The 13,951-nt window shown below is 69.1% G+C and carries 14 protein-coding genes; 5 read left to right on the top strand and 9 right to left on the bottom strand.

All coding sequences use genetic code 11. From position 1 onward, the window contains the following. Positions 1-87: 87 nt before the first annotated feature. Positions 88-402, top strand: coding sequence for a zf-TFIIB domain-containing protein (locus ACLQ2O_RS03855; protein ID WP_425827204.1), 315 nt, complete (start codon positions 88-90; stop codon positions 400-402). 4 nt (positions 403-406) lie between these two features. Here ACLQ2O_RS03855 and ACLQ2O_RS03850 read toward each other — a convergent pair whose 3' ends face one another. Both ACLQ2O_RS03850 and ACLQ2O_RS03845 read right to left on the bottom strand, forming a co-directional pair. Next, positions 407-718, bottom strand: a complete 312-nt coding sequence (locus ACLQ2O_RS03850; protein WP_184800389.1) for a WhiB family transcriptional regulator — start codon at positions 716-718, stop codon at positions 407-409. Positions 719-802: 84 nt separating this feature from the next. Next, positions 803-3,208, bottom strand: coding sequence for an immune inhibitor A domain-containing protein (locus tag ACLQ2O_RS03845; protein WP_425827201.1), 2,406 nt, complete (start codon positions 3,206-3,208; stop codon positions 803-805). A gap of 142 nt (positions 3,209-3,350) precedes the next feature. Here ACLQ2O_RS03845 and ACLQ2O_RS03840 point away from each other — a divergent pair, with 142 nt between their 5' ends. Beyond that, positions 3,351-3,821, top strand: a complete 471-nt coding sequence (locus ACLQ2O_RS03840) for a GNAT family N-acetyltransferase (RefSeq protein WP_425827199.1) — start codon at positions 3,351-3,353, stop codon at positions 3,819-3,821. A 118-nt stretch (positions 3,822-3,939) separates the two neighbouring features. Here the strand turns inward: ACLQ2O_RS03840 and ACLQ2O_RS03835 are convergent, their stop codons facing one another. Further along, positions 3,940-4,068 carry an NAD-dependent epimerase/dehydratase family protein gene (locus ACLQ2O_RS03835; protein WP_425827197.1) on the bottom strand — a complete coding sequence of 43 codons (129 nt, stop codon included), beginning with the start codon at positions 4,066-4,068 and terminating at the stop codon, positions 3,940-3,942. Between the two features lie 87 nt (positions 4,069-4,155). On the opposite strand from ACLQ2O_RS03835, the gene ACLQ2O_RS03830 reads away from it, so the two are divergent. From ACLQ2O_RS03830 to ACLQ2O_RS03820, 3 genes are all read left to right on the top strand, one after another. After that, positions 4,156-5,220 carry a DNA polymerase IV gene (locus ACLQ2O_RS03830; protein WP_425827195.1) on the top strand — a complete coding sequence of 355 codons (1,065 nt, stop codon included), beginning with the start codon at positions 4,156-4,158 and terminating at the stop codon, positions 5,218-5,220. 10 nt (positions 5,221-5,230) lie between these two features. Beyond that, on the top strand, positions 5,231-5,578 hold the full coding sequence (locus ACLQ2O_RS03825; protein WP_425827193.1) for a hypothetical protein: 348 nt from the start codon (positions 5,231-5,233) through the stop codon (positions 5,576-5,578). Positions 5,579-5,812: 234 nt separating this feature from the next. Then, positions 5,813-6,604 (top strand): maleylpyruvate isomerase family mycothiol-dependent enzyme, encoded by a 792-nt coding sequence (locus ACLQ2O_RS03820; protein WP_425827192.1) that lies wholly within the window; start codon positions 5,813-5,815, stop codon positions 6,602-6,604. 710 nt (positions 6,605-7,314) lie between these two features. Here ACLQ2O_RS03820 and ACLQ2O_RS03815 read toward each other — a convergent pair. From ACLQ2O_RS03815 to ACLQ2O_RS03790, 6 genes are read right to left on the bottom strand one after another with little or no spacing between them, the layout of a single operon-like run. After that, positions 7,315-8,154 (bottom strand): amidohydrolase family protein, encoded by an 840-nt coding sequence (locus ACLQ2O_RS03815; RefSeq protein ID WP_425827190.1) that lies wholly within the window; start codon positions 8,152-8,154, stop codon positions 7,315-7,317. Next, on the bottom strand, positions 8,151-9,665 hold the full coding sequence (locus ACLQ2O_RS03810) for a sugar ABC transporter ATP-binding protein (protein WP_425827188.1): 1,515 nt from the start codon (positions 9,663-9,665) through the stop codon (positions 8,151-8,153). The genes ACLQ2O_RS03815 and ACLQ2O_RS03810 overlap by 4 nt, the downstream gene beginning before the upstream one ends. Beyond that, positions 9,662-10,657, bottom strand: a complete 996-nt coding sequence (locus ACLQ2O_RS03805) for an ABC transporter permease (RefSeq protein WP_425827186.1) — start codon at positions 10,655-10,657, stop codon at positions 9,662-9,664. The genes ACLQ2O_RS03810 and ACLQ2O_RS03805 overlap by 4 nt, the downstream gene beginning before the upstream one ends. Next, positions 10,654-11,739, bottom strand: coding sequence for an ABC transporter permease (locus ACLQ2O_RS03800; RefSeq protein WP_425827184.1), 1,086 nt, complete (start codon positions 11,737-11,739; stop codon positions 10,654-10,656). Before ACLQ2O_RS03800 ends, ACLQ2O_RS03805 begins: the two co-directional genes overlap by 4 nt. Further along, complete coding sequence (locus ACLQ2O_RS03795; RefSeq protein WP_425827182.1) at positions 11,736-12,821, bottom strand: mandelate racemase/muconate lactonizing enzyme family protein; 1,086 nt, start codon at positions 12,819-12,821, stop codon at positions 11,736-11,738. The genes ACLQ2O_RS03800 and ACLQ2O_RS03795 overlap by 4 nt, the downstream gene beginning before the upstream one ends. After that, a complete protein-coding gene (locus ACLQ2O_RS03790; RefSeq protein ID WP_425827180.1) occupies positions 12,818-13,924 on the bottom strand; it encodes a sugar ABC transporter substrate-binding protein in 1,107 nt (368 codons plus the stop codon). The genes ACLQ2O_RS03795 and ACLQ2O_RS03790 overlap by 4 nt, the downstream gene beginning before the upstream one ends. Positions 13,925-13,951 lie beyond the last annotated feature (27 nt).

The following is a 13,951-nucleotide window of genomic DNA, read 5'->3' as shown; positions in this document are numbered from 1 at the left end:
TAAGAGTTTCCGGCGGTCACTGTGTGGGTTCCTGAGAGTTCGCTGAACTCGCCTCGTCACGGGCTTTTCGTCACTTAGGGTGGTGCGATGGAGAGCCTGAACTGCCCCAAGTGCCGGGGCGCTATGCGGACGTACGAGCGCAGCAACGTCACCGTCGACCAGTGCACCGAGTGCCGCGGCATCTTTCTCGACCGGGGCGAGCTGGAGAAGCTGCTGGATGCCGAGCTGGCCTACAACGCGCCGCAGCAGACCCGCGCCCCCGAGCCACGCTACGAAGAGAAGCGGTACGAGGAGAAGCGGTACGACGACCGCCGCCACGACAGCGACCGCCGCTACGACGACCGCAACAAGTACGGCCAGCAGCGGAAGAAGAAGTCCTTCCTCGACGACCTGTTCGGCTGACCGGCTAGCGGTGCCGGCCGTGGAGCGCGGGTTCGCGCTCCTCCTCGGTCGTGCCGCCCCAGACGCCGTACATCTCGCCGACCATCAGCGCGTGCTCGCGGCACTGCAGCCTGACCGGGCAGGTGCCGCAGAGCGACTTCGCGAGCAGCTCGCGGGCGTGCTTGCGCAGCCCACGTTCGGACTCGGCGGAGAAGAACAGCTCGGGGTTCACGTCCCGGCACGCGGCGTGGTCGTGCCACGCCCAGTTCTCGATCATCGCCGACGGCAGGCCGTCGGGCGCCTTGGTGACCGCCCCGGCGGGCGGTTTACGCCTCATGAGGGCGTCCTCAGCAGCAGACGGTAGACACTCACCTTCAATCGGTACCCGCCTGCAAACGCTCACCCAGCGTGTTCCCGGCGGCTACGGACCGACCACCAGCCGCACGTTGGTGCTGCGCTGGCTGATCACCTTGATCGTCACCCCGACGTGCGGCACCTTCACGCCGTACGACGGCACCTTCGACGACCAGAACTCGTCGCGGTCGTCGAACGTCGGTACGGCGTCCGCCCCGGCGAAGTGGTTCTTCTTGCCGCTCACGGTCAGGTCGAACGAGTCGGACTTCTGCAGCCCGAACGTCGAGTCGTAGCTCTGCAGCGTGCTCTTCCAGAACCCGCCGGCCGGGTTCGGCCGCAGCGTCGGGTTCGCGTCGATCGGCAGCCACTGACCCTGGCCCGGGTGCACCGCGGTCTCGTTGTCGGACTGCGAGGTGTCCCAGTACGAGACCAGCAGGCCGTCCTGGTACGGGAAGTGCTCGACCCAGTTCGGTCGCGGGTTGCCGACGAAGTTGTACGGGCCGGTCTGCAGGTAGCGGTTGAACGAGCTGTACGTGTAGTTCGACGCCAGGTAGTAGTGGTCGTGCTCGGTGGTGACGGTCTGGCCGGCCGCCTGGAAGCCCTTCGCCGTCCAGCCCGCGGCGCCGCTCTCGGCACCGTCGGTGACCAGCGCCTGCCCGTTGGCGGTCAGCTTGATCTCGTCGGCGAAGAAGCCGAGCTCGTGCGTCGCGGCGTCGGTCGCGTACCGGAACCGCAGGTCGACCGTCTTCCCGGCGTACGCCGAAAGGTCGAACGTCGCGGGCTTCCAGCCGCCGGAGTTGCCGTCGATCCCGTTCGCCTCGGCCGCCTTGGTGATGCTGCCCGGGATCGCCTTGAAGCCCGAGCCGTCGTTCACCTCGACGTACGCGTAGTCGCAGGCGTCGGCGCCGCAGTCCTCGATCCGCCAGTTCGCCTGGAACGCCAGCGACGCCTTGCCGGCCGGCAGCGTCACCTTGCGGGTCAGCGTGTTGTCGAGCTTGTCGCCGGTCCCGCTCCACCACGACTTCGCGCCGGCCGCCGGAGCAACCAGCTGCTTGGTCAGCTTCTTCTTCGGCAGTGAGACGACCAGCCCCTGCGGCCGGGTCGAGTTGTACTCGTGCGGGCCGAGCTCGACCGTCTTGGTCTGACCGGCCTTGACCGTCACGTGGTCGAGCCAGCCGAGCTGCAGCTTGTCCCAGGTGCCGAGGTCCTGCGGCTTGAGCCCGATCCCGACGTCACCCTTCGCACCGGACCGCGACTGCGACATCACGCTCCACCAGTTCACCGGGTTCTGGCTCGGCCGGCCCGACGTGTCGTAGTGGTCCGGCAGGCCGAGGTCGTGACCGTACTCGTGCGCGAAGACGCTCAGGCCGCCGTTCTCCGGCTGGATCGTGTAGTCGCCGACCCACAGACCGGTGGTGCCGACCTGTACGCCGCCCAGCTTGTTGGTGGTCGGGCCGCTGGAGGTGTTCTGGTCGGCGTACCAGCGGTGGGACCAGATCGCGTCCTCGCCCTGGTGCGGATCGCCGTCGGCCTGGTCACCGCCCGCGTGCACGATCTGGAAGTGGTCGAGGTAGCCGTCCGGCTCGTTGAAGTTGCCGTCGGCATCGAAGTCGTAGCGGTCCCACTGGTCGTAGGACTGCAACGTGCTGCGGATGTCAGCGGCGGACTTGCCGGCCTTCTGCTGCAGCGTCACCCACTGAGCGACCGCGTCGGTGATCAGCGCCCAGGTGTTGCTGCAGATCGTGTCGGCGCACGGCGTACCGTTCGACCGGCCGTACCGGGCCTCGTTGTAGGGCACTTTCACCCAGTCCGAGACCGTGCCGTCGACGCTGTACCGGCCCGACGACTGCTTCTCGTAGTACGTCTTGACCGACTCGCCCTTGCCGAAGTACAGGTCGCGGTAGTGCTGCGCGGAGTAGTCGGCCTGCCAGACCGTCGAGTTGTCGGTCTTGCGGTCCGGCGCCGGGATCGCGTTGTGCACCGGTCCGTCGTACGTCGTCGGCCCGGCGGTGTCCGGGTCGGTGTCGCGGTCGGGGAAGTCCGGGTGCCGCTGGGTGCCGAACTCGGCCAGGATGACGAAGATCTTGTCGGTCTTCTCGCGCGCCAGCTCGACGTACTGGGCCTTGCGCTGCTCGGCGAACTTGATCCGGCCGAGGCCGTCCCGGCCCGCCGGACCGGCGATCTCCTGGCCGACCTTGACCACCTTGCTCGGGCCGCGCTGCTCGGCCTTGGCCGAACCGTTGAGCACGCCGTTCAGCGCCGCCTCGCGCAGCTCGCGGCGCTTGTCCTCGAGCGGGTTGGCCAGCTCGTCGGTGTGCGCGCCACGGCTGCCTTGGGAGGCGACGGGCCCGGCGCCCGGCGCCGTACCGGCGGTGTCGGCCGCGGCCGATCTCGGCGGCAGTTGCCCGATGCCGATCGCGACGGCCGCCGCGAGAACACCGACCGCCGTGGTGCGTACGGGTGAGACGCGCACGATTGCTCCTCCTGGTGGCCAAAGGCAACTACCTCGGCAGACACCCTATGAGTACTGTGCGTGACGGAGCGGGCTGTGAACCAACAGAGCGCTGACCGCAACACGATCGCCATCTGGCCGCCCGAGGACTATCGTCGGCGAAATGAGCACCCCGCCCCCGGTCACGTTGCGCACGATGACCGACGCCGAGTACGCCGCCTGGCAGGACCGCAACGCGCAGTCCTTCGCCGCCGGCATCGGCCCGCTGCGCGGCCTGGACGACGACGCCGCGATCGCGTTCGCCCGGGCCGAGGTCGACAAGCTGCTCCCGAACGGCCTCGGCACCGACAAGCACCTGCTCTGGTCGGCGTTCGCCGAGGACGGCACGTTGGTCGGCAGCCTGTGGATCAGCGTGCTGACCCCGGTCCCGTACATCTACGGCGTCGAGGTGACCGAAGCCCAGCGCGGCAAGGGCTACGGCCGCTCGATCATGGTCGCCGCCGAAGAGGAGTGCCGGCTCCGGGGCCACAGCCAGCTGGACCTGAACGTCTTCGGCAACAACGCCACGGCGATCAACCTGTACGAGTCGCTGGGCTTCGAGACCGTCAGCCAGATGATGCGCAAGCAGCTCTGAAGCCCGCCTTCAAATCTTCCCCGGACCAAGGAGCTCACGCCCGACTCAGCGCCCGACGCCAAGGTCCTTGATCGCGTCCAGGTGCTGCGGAATCCACCCGAGCTCTCGCCGCGCCCGCTCACCGGTCATCCGCTGATCCAGCGCGAACGCTGCGCGCCGGCGCGGTCACCTCGTGGCCGTGCTTCACCAGGGTCTCGATGACCACCGCGCCGATGTAGCCGGAACCACCGGTCAGGAACACCTTCATGCTTTCTCCTTTGCTCACTGTCCACGCTGCTGTTGTTCGGTGCCGGATCTCCAAGACCTGTTCGGTCGCTTGTGATACCCCTGAGGTATGACCGCGGACTGGTGGTTGCTGCACGTCGACATGGACCAGTTCATCGCGGCGGTGGAGATTCGGCGGCGGCCTGAGCTGCGCGGGCTGCCGGTGGTGGTCGGCGGGTCCGGCGATCCGCAGCAGGCCCGGCAGGTGGTGGCGACCGCGTCGTACGAGGCGCGCGCGTACGGCGTCGGGTCGGGGATGCCGTTGAAGGCGGCGTACAAGAAGTGCCCGGACGCGGTGTTCCTCCCGTCGGACCCGACCGCGTACGACGCGGCCTCGACCGAGGTCATGGACGTGCTGAGGTCGTTCCCGGTGATCGTCGAGGTGTGGGGCTGGGACGAGTGCTTCGTCGGTGCGACGACCGCCGACCCGGAGGCGCTGGCTCTGGAGATGCAAGCCGCGGTGCTGGAGCGGACCGGGCTGACCTGCTCGATCGGGATCGGTGACAACAAGGTGCGCGCCAAGCTCGCGACCGGGTTCGCGAAACCCGGTCCCGACCAGCGCGCCGGCGACGGCGGGACCTTCCGCCTCACGCAGGAGAACTGGGCCGACGTGATGCACCACCGCCCGGTGCGCGACCTGTGGGGCATCGGCGCCCGGATGTCGCAGAACCTGAACGACCTCGGCCTGCAGACCGTCGCCGATCTGGCCGCCGCGGACCTCGACGGACTGCGGGAACGCTTCGGCCCCAAGATGGGCTCCTGGTACGGCGCCCTCGGCCGCGGCCTCGGCGACACCGAGGTCACCGACGTACCGCGCGAACCCGTCTCCCGCAGCCACGAGGTCACTTACCCGGAGGACCTGTCCGACCCGGTCGAGATCCAGGACAAGGTCCGCGAGCTCGCCGAAGAGCTCACCCGCTCGGTCGTCGCCGAGGGCCGCTGGATCCAGCGGGTCCACGTGAAGGTCCGCTTCATCACGTTCTTCACGCCGATCAAGTCACGCAAGCTCCCCGCCCTGACGCAGGACCCGGCGGTCGTGGCTGACGCGGCACTGACCGTCCTGGCCAAGTTCGAACTACGCCGGCCGGTCCGGCTGCTCGGCGTACGGGCTGAGTTCGCACCGCCACCGGACTAGCCTTCACCCGGTGAGTACCCAACTCGGCCTGCTGCTGTCCGTCGGCCCGCTGGCACTGATCGTCCTCTCCGCCCTCGCGTTCCGCCTGCTCGGCCCTGGCCGCTCGTCGAAGCAGCCGACCGCTGCGGCCGTGGCGGCCGTGGCGGCCGTGGCGACGATCGACCCGGTTCGTCTCGACCTCGCCCGCTCGATCGCCGGCACGATGCTGGCCCCGCACCTGGTCCCCGACGACAACACCCTCACCCAGGTCCTGCTGCTGCGCGACAGCCGCAAACCCACCCATGCGGCGAAGCTCCTCAGGTCCCGCACCGGCGCCCCGCTGAGCGACACCCGCCGTCTGCTCGAACGCCTCCCCTGAGTTCCCGCGACGGCCGCCGGCACGCTCGTCCCGCCGAGGTTCGGCTGTTCGCGGCGAGCGCTCCCCGTACGACGCCGGCCGGCCACAGCGCGTTGCCGATCAGGTTTGCCGCCGACCTCGTTGAGTTCTCCCCCGTCGCTGCCCCGTCAAAAGTCCCCGGCGTCATCGGGAAGTAATCGGGTGGTTCGGTTGCTGTGGTTACTTGATCGTTCATCCATTACCGGGAGACACCTGATGACCAGCAAGGCTGAGGACGCCATCGGCGCCCTGCGGACCGGTTACGACACCCTCGCCGAGTTCGTCGGTGGGCTCCGGCCGGACGACCTCGTGCGCCCCTCCGGCGCGAGCGAGTGGAAGGTCGCCGACGTGCTGAGCCACCTCGGCAGCGGCGCCGAGATCGGCCTCGCCACGCTCGAAGGCGCGCTCGACGGCACCGGCCCCCGGGCGGGTGACTTCAACACGTCCGTCTGGGACCGCTGGAACGCGATGAGCCCCGCCGACCAGGCGGCCAACTTCCTCACCGCGACCGAGAAGCAGATCCAGCGCTACGAAGGACTGGACGACGACCAGCTCGCCAACCTGCGGATCGACTTCGGCTTCCTGCCGGAACCGGTCGACGTGGCGACCGCGGTGGGGATGCGGCTGACCGAGTTCGCCCTGCACAGCTGGGACGTCCGGGTCGGCTTCGACGCCGACGCGGCGCTCGCTCCCGAGTCCACCGAGATCCTGCTCGACAGCGTGGGCCGCCTCCTCAGCTGGGCCGGCAAGGCCGACCAGTACGACGGCAGCCTCGTGCTGACGGTGAACACCACCGCCCCCGACCGCACCTTCGGCCTCAGCATCGCCGACACCGCGGAGCTCACCGACACCCCGGCCTCCGCCGACGGCGTCCTGAACGCCCCCGCCGAGTACATCGTCCGCCTGATCACCGGCCGGAACGCCCCGGAGCACACCCCGGCATCCGTCACGCTGACCAGCGAAAAGATCACCCTCGCCCAACTCCGCCCGGTCTTCCCCGGCTTCTGACCCACCGTCGCGCGGACTGCCCACCGACCAGCCCGCGCGACGCGGTCAGTCACCCCAAGCCGTACGCACGCCGACCAGCCAGCGCGACGCGGCCAGTCACCAAGCCGTACGTACGCCGACCCATCTCGCCGACGCCCCGCTCGCGCCCGCGGTGGCCGGCCCCGCCGTGAAGTTCCCCCGCTGACGACCTCGCCTCACGCCAGCCCGAGCTCCGAGCCGAATTCCAGCTCCGGCTCCGGGCTCCGGGTTCCCGGGCTCGGGCTCGGGCTCCAGCTCCGGCTCCAGCTCCGGCTCCAGCTCCGGCTCCAGCTCCGGCTCCAGCTCCAGCTCCGGCTCGGGCTCGGGGCTCCAGCTCCAGCTCCGGCTCGGGCTCGGGCTCGGGCTCCGGCTCCGGCTCCGGCTCGGGTTCCGGCTCGGGTTCCGGCTCCGGTCGACACCGTCGCCGGGTTCACCCTCCGAAGTGTGGGTTCTACGACCTCATGCAGCCGGAGAACCCACAACTTGATCGGTTATCCCGCAAAAGGGCGGTCGCTCAGAAGGCGACTTGGCACCGGGCAAGGGATAGGCCGGCGATGAGTGGCGGCCCATCGGCGACGGGCAGCGACTGGCTGCTTGCCCCGTTCCGGTCACCGGCTACCTGACAGCCGGCCACCGAGCGCGGAAGGCAGCCGCCGGGCACCGGCGACTGGCGGGCTACATGTTGGCTGCGCCTACAAGTGGTACGTCCGTCGCGCCGTCTCGCCGAACACCTGATCGCGCTCGGCGGTACTCAGCCCGGCGGTCAACTGCTCGGCCGCGTCGACCACCTGACCGTACGTTGCCGCCAGCAAGCACACCGGCCAGTCCGAACCGAACATCACCCGGTCCGGCCCGAACGCCTCCAGCACCACCTCGGCGTACGGCTTCAGGTCCGCGACCTTCCAGTCCGTCCACGATGCCTCGGTCACCATCCCCGAGAGCTTGCAGGTCACGTTCGGCTCGGCCGCGAGATCCCGCAGCCCAGTGGCCCACGGCTCGAGGTCCCCGCCGACGACCGGCTTCGAGATGTGGTCGACCACGAAGCTCAGCTCGGGCAACGCACGGACCGTCTCGACCGCGGCCGGCAGCTGCGGCGCCTTCGTGAGCAGGTCGTAGACGAGCCCAGCCTCCGCCACCGCCGCCAGTCCACGCCGTACGTCGGACCGGTTGAGCCACTCGACCTCGGGCTCGTCGTGCACCTGGTGCCGAATCCCCTTCAACCATTGGCCGTCCGGACGCCCAAGCAGCCCGGCCAGTGCTTCCTCGACGTCGTCGGCCGTCAGGTCGACCCACCCGACCACGCCCGCCACCAGTTCGTTGCTGGAAGCAACAGCCAGGAACTCCGGCGTCTCGGCAGCCAGCCCAACCGTCTGCACCAGCACGGTCTGCGTGACGTCGGCCGCCGCGGCGAGCGGCGCCAGGTCGTCCACGAGGAAGTCGCGCCGGATCGGATCCATCTCCGGTCCGACCATCCAGCTCTGCTCGCGGACGCTCAGGTCCCAGACGTGGTGATGGGCGTCGACCCTGCTCATGCGACCACCTTCTCGGCGTGGATCAGGCGGATGACCTGCTGGCTCATCCGGTCGTAGTCGTGATTGTTGGCGACCTCGCCCTGGACCCGGTGGTCCCCCATCACGACGACCCGGTCGGCCAGCGTGATCATCTCGGGCAGGTCGGACGTGATCAGCAGGATCGCCAGCCCGTTCGCGGCCAGGTCCCAGATCAGCGTGTGGAAGGCGTCCTTGGTCCGGACGTCGATGCCGACGGTCGGTTCGTCGATGATCAGGATCTCGGTCTGCGCGGCGAGCCACTTCGCCAGCGAGACCTTCTGCTGGTTCCCGCCCGACAGCGTGCCGGCGAGCTGGGCCGGTGACGCGATCCGGATGCCGAGCTGCTCGACGTACTGGGCGACCAGCTCCGACTCCGCCTTGGCCGGGACGTATCCCAGGAGCTTGCGCAGCCGGTCCCAGACCGTGACGGCGATGTTGCGGCTGACGGACTGCTCGAGGAAGACGCCTTCTTCCTTACGGTTCTCGGTGACGTACCCGATCTTGTGGTTGTGCAGCGCGTCCCGCACGTTCTTGATCCGCACCTCCTGGCCCCGGACCCGCACCACGCCCGCCGTGATCCGGTCCAGCCCCAGCAACGCCTTCGCCAGCTCACTCCGCCCGGCGCCGACGAGCCCGTACAGCCCGACGATCTCCCCCGGCCGCACGGTCAGATCGACATCGGCATGACCGGTCGCCGTCCCGACGCCGTCCAGTTCCAGCAGCGGATCGACCGAGCGATCAACGGTCCTCGGCGGCAGGCTGAGGGCCTCGTGGACCCGGCCCACCATCAGGTCGACCACCTGGTCACGCGTCAGGTCGGACAGCGCACCGGACTCCAGCACCGACGAGCCGTCGCGCAGCACGGTGACGGTGTCGCAGATCTGGAAGACCTCTTCGAGCTTGTGGCTGACGAACAGCACCGCCCGCCCGTCGTTCTTCAGCTTGTCGACCACCCGGAACAACCGCTCGGCCTCGTTCGGCGTGATCGACGCGGTCGGCTCGTCGAGCAGCAGCACGCGACTCTCCACCGACAGCGCCTTCGCGATCTCCACCAGCTGGGCCTGCGCGACCGACAGCTCGGTCACCGGCTGATCCGGATCGATGTCGAGCTCCAGCTCCGCCAGCCACCGCGAAGCCTCCGAGCGGATCGCCGCACGATCCACCAGCCCGCGCGACGTCGGCAACTTCTGGAGCAGGATGTTCTCCCCGACGGTGAAGCCCGGGATCAGGTTGCGCTCCTGGTGCACCACACCGATGCCCGCCGACGCCGACTCGTGCGGCGACCCGAAGGTCACCTCCGACCCGTCGAGCAGCAGCCGGCCGCCGTCCGGCCGGTACAGCCCGGTGATCACCTTGATCAGCGTCGACTTGCCCGCGCCGTTCTCCCCGAGCAGCGCATGCACGGAGCCCGCCTCCAGCGAGAGCGTCACCGCGTCGAGCGCCCGGACACCCGGGAACATCTTGTCCACCTTCTCCGCCACGAACAACGTCATGAGACACCTCCGGCCACGGCCGCGTCAGGCGCCTTCACGACCGTACGACGAAGCTGACGCCGCGTCCGCACCTGTCCGAGCACCACCGACCCGAGCACGACCGACCCGACGACGAAGTTCACCCAGCTCGGCTCGAGCGAGAACTCGGCCCGGGCCGTGTCGACGAAGCGCACGATGAACGCCGCCAGCACGGTCCCCAGCACGACAGCGGACCCACCCGTGAGCAACGCACCGCCGATGATCGGCGCCGCGAACGACGGCAGCAGCCAGTCGCCACCGATGCTCTTGTTCACGCCCGGCGAGGACGCGACGGTCAGGATCGCCGCGACCCCGAGGATCGCCCCGGACAGCGTGTGCGCGAGGATCACCGACCGGTCGTTCGAGATCCCGGACAGCCGTGCGGCGATCGGGTTCCCACCCGAGGCCAGCAACTGCCGCCCAGGCACCGTCCGCCGCAGCATGAGGGCCAGCAGCCCCGCAACCGCCAGCGCCACCAGGAAGATCAGCGGCAGTACGCCGAACAACGCGTGCGACCCGAAGCTCTTCAGCCCCGTCGGATAGGCGTCGACCGTCCGCGTCCCGACCAGCCGGTACTGCACGCCGAGCAGCACCGTCATCGTCGCCAGCGTGACGATGAACCCGTTGATCCGCGTCAGCACGACGAGCAGCCCGTTCGCCAGGCCGGCCGCCGTCGCGAGCAGGAAGCCGAACAGCAGCGCCAACGGCACCGGGACTCCGTGGTCGGCCATCATCACTCCCATCGCGGCTGCTGCGAATCCCCCGACGGCGCCGACCGCCAGGTTCAGTTGGCCCACTGCGAGGACCACCATTTGAGCTAACCCGATCAGCACGGGCACGGCCAGGAACTGAAGCAGCACTCTGAGGGAATTTGCTGAGAGCAGGTCACCGTGCGACGCGATCACCAGACCGACGAAGAACACCCCGCAGATCACCAGCAGGGTCATCTCGGTCGACTTCACGAAACGCCTCATCGTTTTCGCACCTCCTGCCGCTCCGACAGCACGGTCCTGACCCGGTCGGTGCTCAAGGCAACGAGCAGGATCAGCCCGAGGTAGATGTTCAGGCTCTCCAGCCCGACCCCGAGCAGGTCGAGCCCCTTACGGATCACCGAGGTCAGCGCGGTCCCGAGCAGCGTGCCCCAGACCGAGATGAACCCGCCGGCCAGCAGCGTCCCGCCCAGGATCGGCCCGAGGAACGACGGCAGCATGAACTCCTCGCCGATCGTCGCCTTGATCGACCCAGTGCTGACCGCGAGCATGAAGCCGGCCAGCGCCGCCAGGCAGCCCGACATCGCGTGGGCGGTGATGACGCGCCGCGCGGTCGGGATCCCGGACAGCTCGGCCGCCTTCACCGACGTACCGGTCATCAGCAGCTCGCGGCCGAGCTTGGTCCGGCTGTAGATCCAGCCGACCACACCCATCGCGATCACCGCGAACAACGCGAGCTGCGGGACGGCCGGCGAGCCGCAGACGTTGCCGATGCAGATGTCGGCGAGCGAGTAGTTGCGCATCTCCCGCATGCCGTCCGGCTTGGTCACGAAGGCCGCGTTGTCGGTCAGCCCGGTGTAGACCAGCGGAATCAGGCCGAGCAGCAGGAAGTCCAGCGCCAGGGTCACCACGAACGAGTTGACCCCGGTCTTCGCGATCACCCAGCCGGCCAGCGCGCCGATGGCCGCGCCGGCGATCAGGCCGACCAGCAGACCGGCGTACAGGCTGAAGTGCCACAGGTCGTACGAGATGCCGGTGATCATCATCGAGAACGCGGCCATCCGGCCGACGGCCAGGTTCATGTGCCCGATCGACAGCACGCACAGCTGCGCCAGCCCGACCACGGTGAACATGGCGATGTCCCGCAGCAGCGGGAAGATCACCAGCTGCTGGTTGAAGAACGCAGGACGCAGTACGCCGAACAGCACCGCCAGCAGCACCACCAGCACGAGCAGACCGACCCGCTGGTTGGCCCACCAGGGAGTCCGACCACCCCGGGGAGCTACCGGCGGCTGGTCCGGCTCCTGGAGCGCCGCGGTGGCGGTCTCCGAGACCGGTGCGCTCACGAGACCCGCCGGTCGTCGATGGCGTCCCGGTCCCAGTCGATGCCCAGGCCCGGGGAGTCCGGCGCGACAGCGTGCCCGTCGGAGATCTCCATCTCGGTCCGCGTGATCGCCCGCAGCTGCGGGATGTGCTCGACGTACCGCCCGTTCGGTACGGCGGCCGTGAGGCTGACGTGCAGCTCCATCAGGAAGTGCGGGCAGACCTCCAGGTTGAAGGCCTCGGCCAGGTGCGCCACCTTCAGCCACGGCGTGATGCCACCGACCCGCGCGACGTCGACCTGGACGATCCCGGCCGCGCCTGAGGAAACGTACTCCCGGAACTGCGCGACCGAGTACATGGATTCGCCCACCGCAACAGGGATCGAGGTCGATGCGGCCAGCCGCACGTGCCCGCTGAGGTCGTCAGCGGGCAGCGGCTCCTCGAACCAGCTCAGGTCCAGCGGCTCGAACGCGGCAGCACGCCGCTTGGCCTCCGGGTACGTCATCGACTGGTTGGCGTCGACCATGATGTCCAGCGCAGGACCCACAGCATCCCGTACGGCGTGCAGCCGCTCCACGTCCTCGTGCAGCCGGGACTTGCCCACCTTGAGCTTCACCCCGGGCCAGCCGGCCTTCTGGGAGGCCAGCGCACCCGCCACCAGCTCGTCGGTCGACAGGTGCAGCCAGCCGCCCTCGGTGTCGTACAGCGGGACGTTCCGTCGGAAGCCACCGGCCAGCCGCCAGAGCGGCTCACCGGCCCGGCGGCAGCGCAGGTCCCACAGGGCGGTGTCCACGGCGGCCAGTGCGAGCGACGTGATCGCACCGACAGTGGTCGCCCGGGTGGACGCGAACAGGTCGTACCAGAGCCCCTCGACGTTGCGGGCGTCCGCACCGACCAGCCGCGGCAGCAGGTGGTCGCGCAGCATCGCCAGCACCGCCGTACCGCCGGTACCGATCGTGTACGAGTACCCGAGGCCGGAGCCCCCGTCGGAGGTCTCCAGCTCGACGAAGATCGTCTCCTGCTTCAGGAACGACTGGACCGCGTCGGTCCGGACCGTCTCGACCTCGAGATCGACCAGGAGGGCCTCGGCGCGTGTGATGGTCACTGGCAGCTCAGCTGGCTCTGGAACTCGGTCTGGAGCTCCTTGGTCTTGGCCTTGCGCTCGTCGTCGTAGGTGTCCACGTTGTCCTTGGTCACCACGAACGAGCCGGAGTCGACGATCACGCCGGGCGTCTTCATCGTGCACTGCTTGGAGCCCAGCAGCGCGAGCAGCCAGCCACCGACGTACGCCTGACCGACCGGGTTCTGCGCGACGGTCGCCGAGACGCCGCCGGACTTGATGCCGGACAGGATCTTGGCGTCGTCGTCGATCGCGACCACCTTGATCGGCAGCTTGCTGCCGGCCACCCCGTCGGCCGCGGCCACCGCCGGGTTGTACGCCGTGGTGACGATGCCCTTGATGTCCTTGCCCTTGGCCGCGAGCAGGTCGGCGACCGAGCGCTGCGCGGTCTGCAGGTCCTTGTCGATGTCGGTGACCACCGGCAGCTCGGTCACCTTGCCACCGGTCTCGGCGACCGCCTTCTTCACGCCGGCGATCCGGCGCTGGGTGTTGGAGTCGACGTTGTTGCCGGTCAGGTGCACGATCGTGCCCTCGCCGCCGATCGCGTCGATGGTCGCCTTGGCCGCCTTGTACGCCGCCGCCTCGACGTCGGTGGACAGGCAGAAGTCGGCCGAGTTGGTGTCACCGGCCGGGCAGGAGGCCAGCGAGCCGACCGCGAAGCCCTTGGACTTCAGGTCCTCGAAGGTGGTGTTGATGTCGGTCGGCGACACGCCGAAGATACCGAAAGCGTTGAAGCCCCGCGCGGCCAGCGAGCTGACCACGTTGTTCTGCTTGCTCTGGTCCCACTCGCCGGTCTCGTCGAAGGTGACGTCGCCGAGCTTGAACTCGGTCTTGTCCAGCTCCGCGGTGGCCTTCCACGGCTGGAAGTAGGGGTGCGCGCCTCCCGGGATGAGCGCCAGCTTCACGCTGGAGGCGTCCTTGAGCGTGACCGGACCGCCGGTGGAGCCGGCCGACGCGTCGTCGCCCGCCGTACCGCTGCCGGTGTCGCTGGTGTTCTTGGTGCTGCAGCCGGTGGCTGCCAGGGCGACGACGGCCAGGCCGGCAACGGCGGTCTTCCACGACGCGGGCCTGGGCAGGTACGTGGGCATTGGGCGCTCCCTCAAAGATCCTATAGG

It is taken from the genome of Kribbella sp. DT2, from assembly GCF_049844575.1.
Taxonomy (GTDB): domain Bacteria; phylum Actinomycetota; class Actinomycetes; order Propionibacteriales; family Kribbellaceae; genus Kribbella.
Note: the sequence above shows the minus strand (reverse complement) of the source record. Positions and strands in the feature narration are given on the sequence as shown.

Excerpts from the sequence above, each read along its gene's own strand:
- ACLQ2O_RS03855 (WP_425827204.1), top strand. The coding sequence starts at position 88 with ATGGAGAGCCTGAACTGCCCCAAGTGCCGGGGCGCTATGCGGACGTAC.
- ACLQ2O_RS03850 (WP_184800389.1), bottom strand. The coding sequence starts at position 718 with ATGAGGCGTAAACCGCCCGCCGGGGCGGTCACCAAGGCGCCCGACGGC.
- ACLQ2O_RS03840 (WP_425827199.1), top strand. The coding sequence starts at position 3,351 with ATGAGCACCCCGCCCCCGGTCACGTTGCGCACGATGACCGACGCCGAG.
- ACLQ2O_RS03835 (WP_425827197.1), bottom strand. The coding sequence starts at position 4,068 with ATGAAGGTGTTCCTGACCGGTGGTTCCGGCTACATCGGCGCGGTGGTC.
- ACLQ2O_RS03830 (WP_425827195.1), top strand. The coding sequence starts at position 4,156 with ATGACCGCGGACTGGTGGTTGCTGCACGTCGACATGGACCAGTTCATC.
- ACLQ2O_RS03820 (WP_425827192.1), top strand. The coding sequence starts at position 5,813 with ATGACCAGCAAGGCTGAGGACGCCATCGGCGCCCTGCGGACCGGTTAC.
- ACLQ2O_RS03815 (WP_425827190.1), bottom strand. The coding sequence starts at position 8,154 with ATGAGCAGGGTCGACGCCCATCACCACGTCTGGGACCTGAGCGTCCGC.
- ACLQ2O_RS03810 (WP_425827188.1), bottom strand. The coding sequence starts at position 9,665 with ATGACGTTGTTCGTGGCGGAGAAGGTGGACAAGATGTTCCCGGGTGTC.
- ACLQ2O_RS03805 (WP_425827186.1), bottom strand. The coding sequence starts at position 10,657 with ATGAGGCGTTTCGTGAAGTCGACCGAGATGACCCTGCTGGTGATCTGC.
- ACLQ2O_RS03790 (WP_425827180.1), bottom strand. The coding sequence starts at position 13,924 with ATGCCCACGTACCTGCCCAGGCCCGCGTCGTGGAAGACCGCCGTTGCC.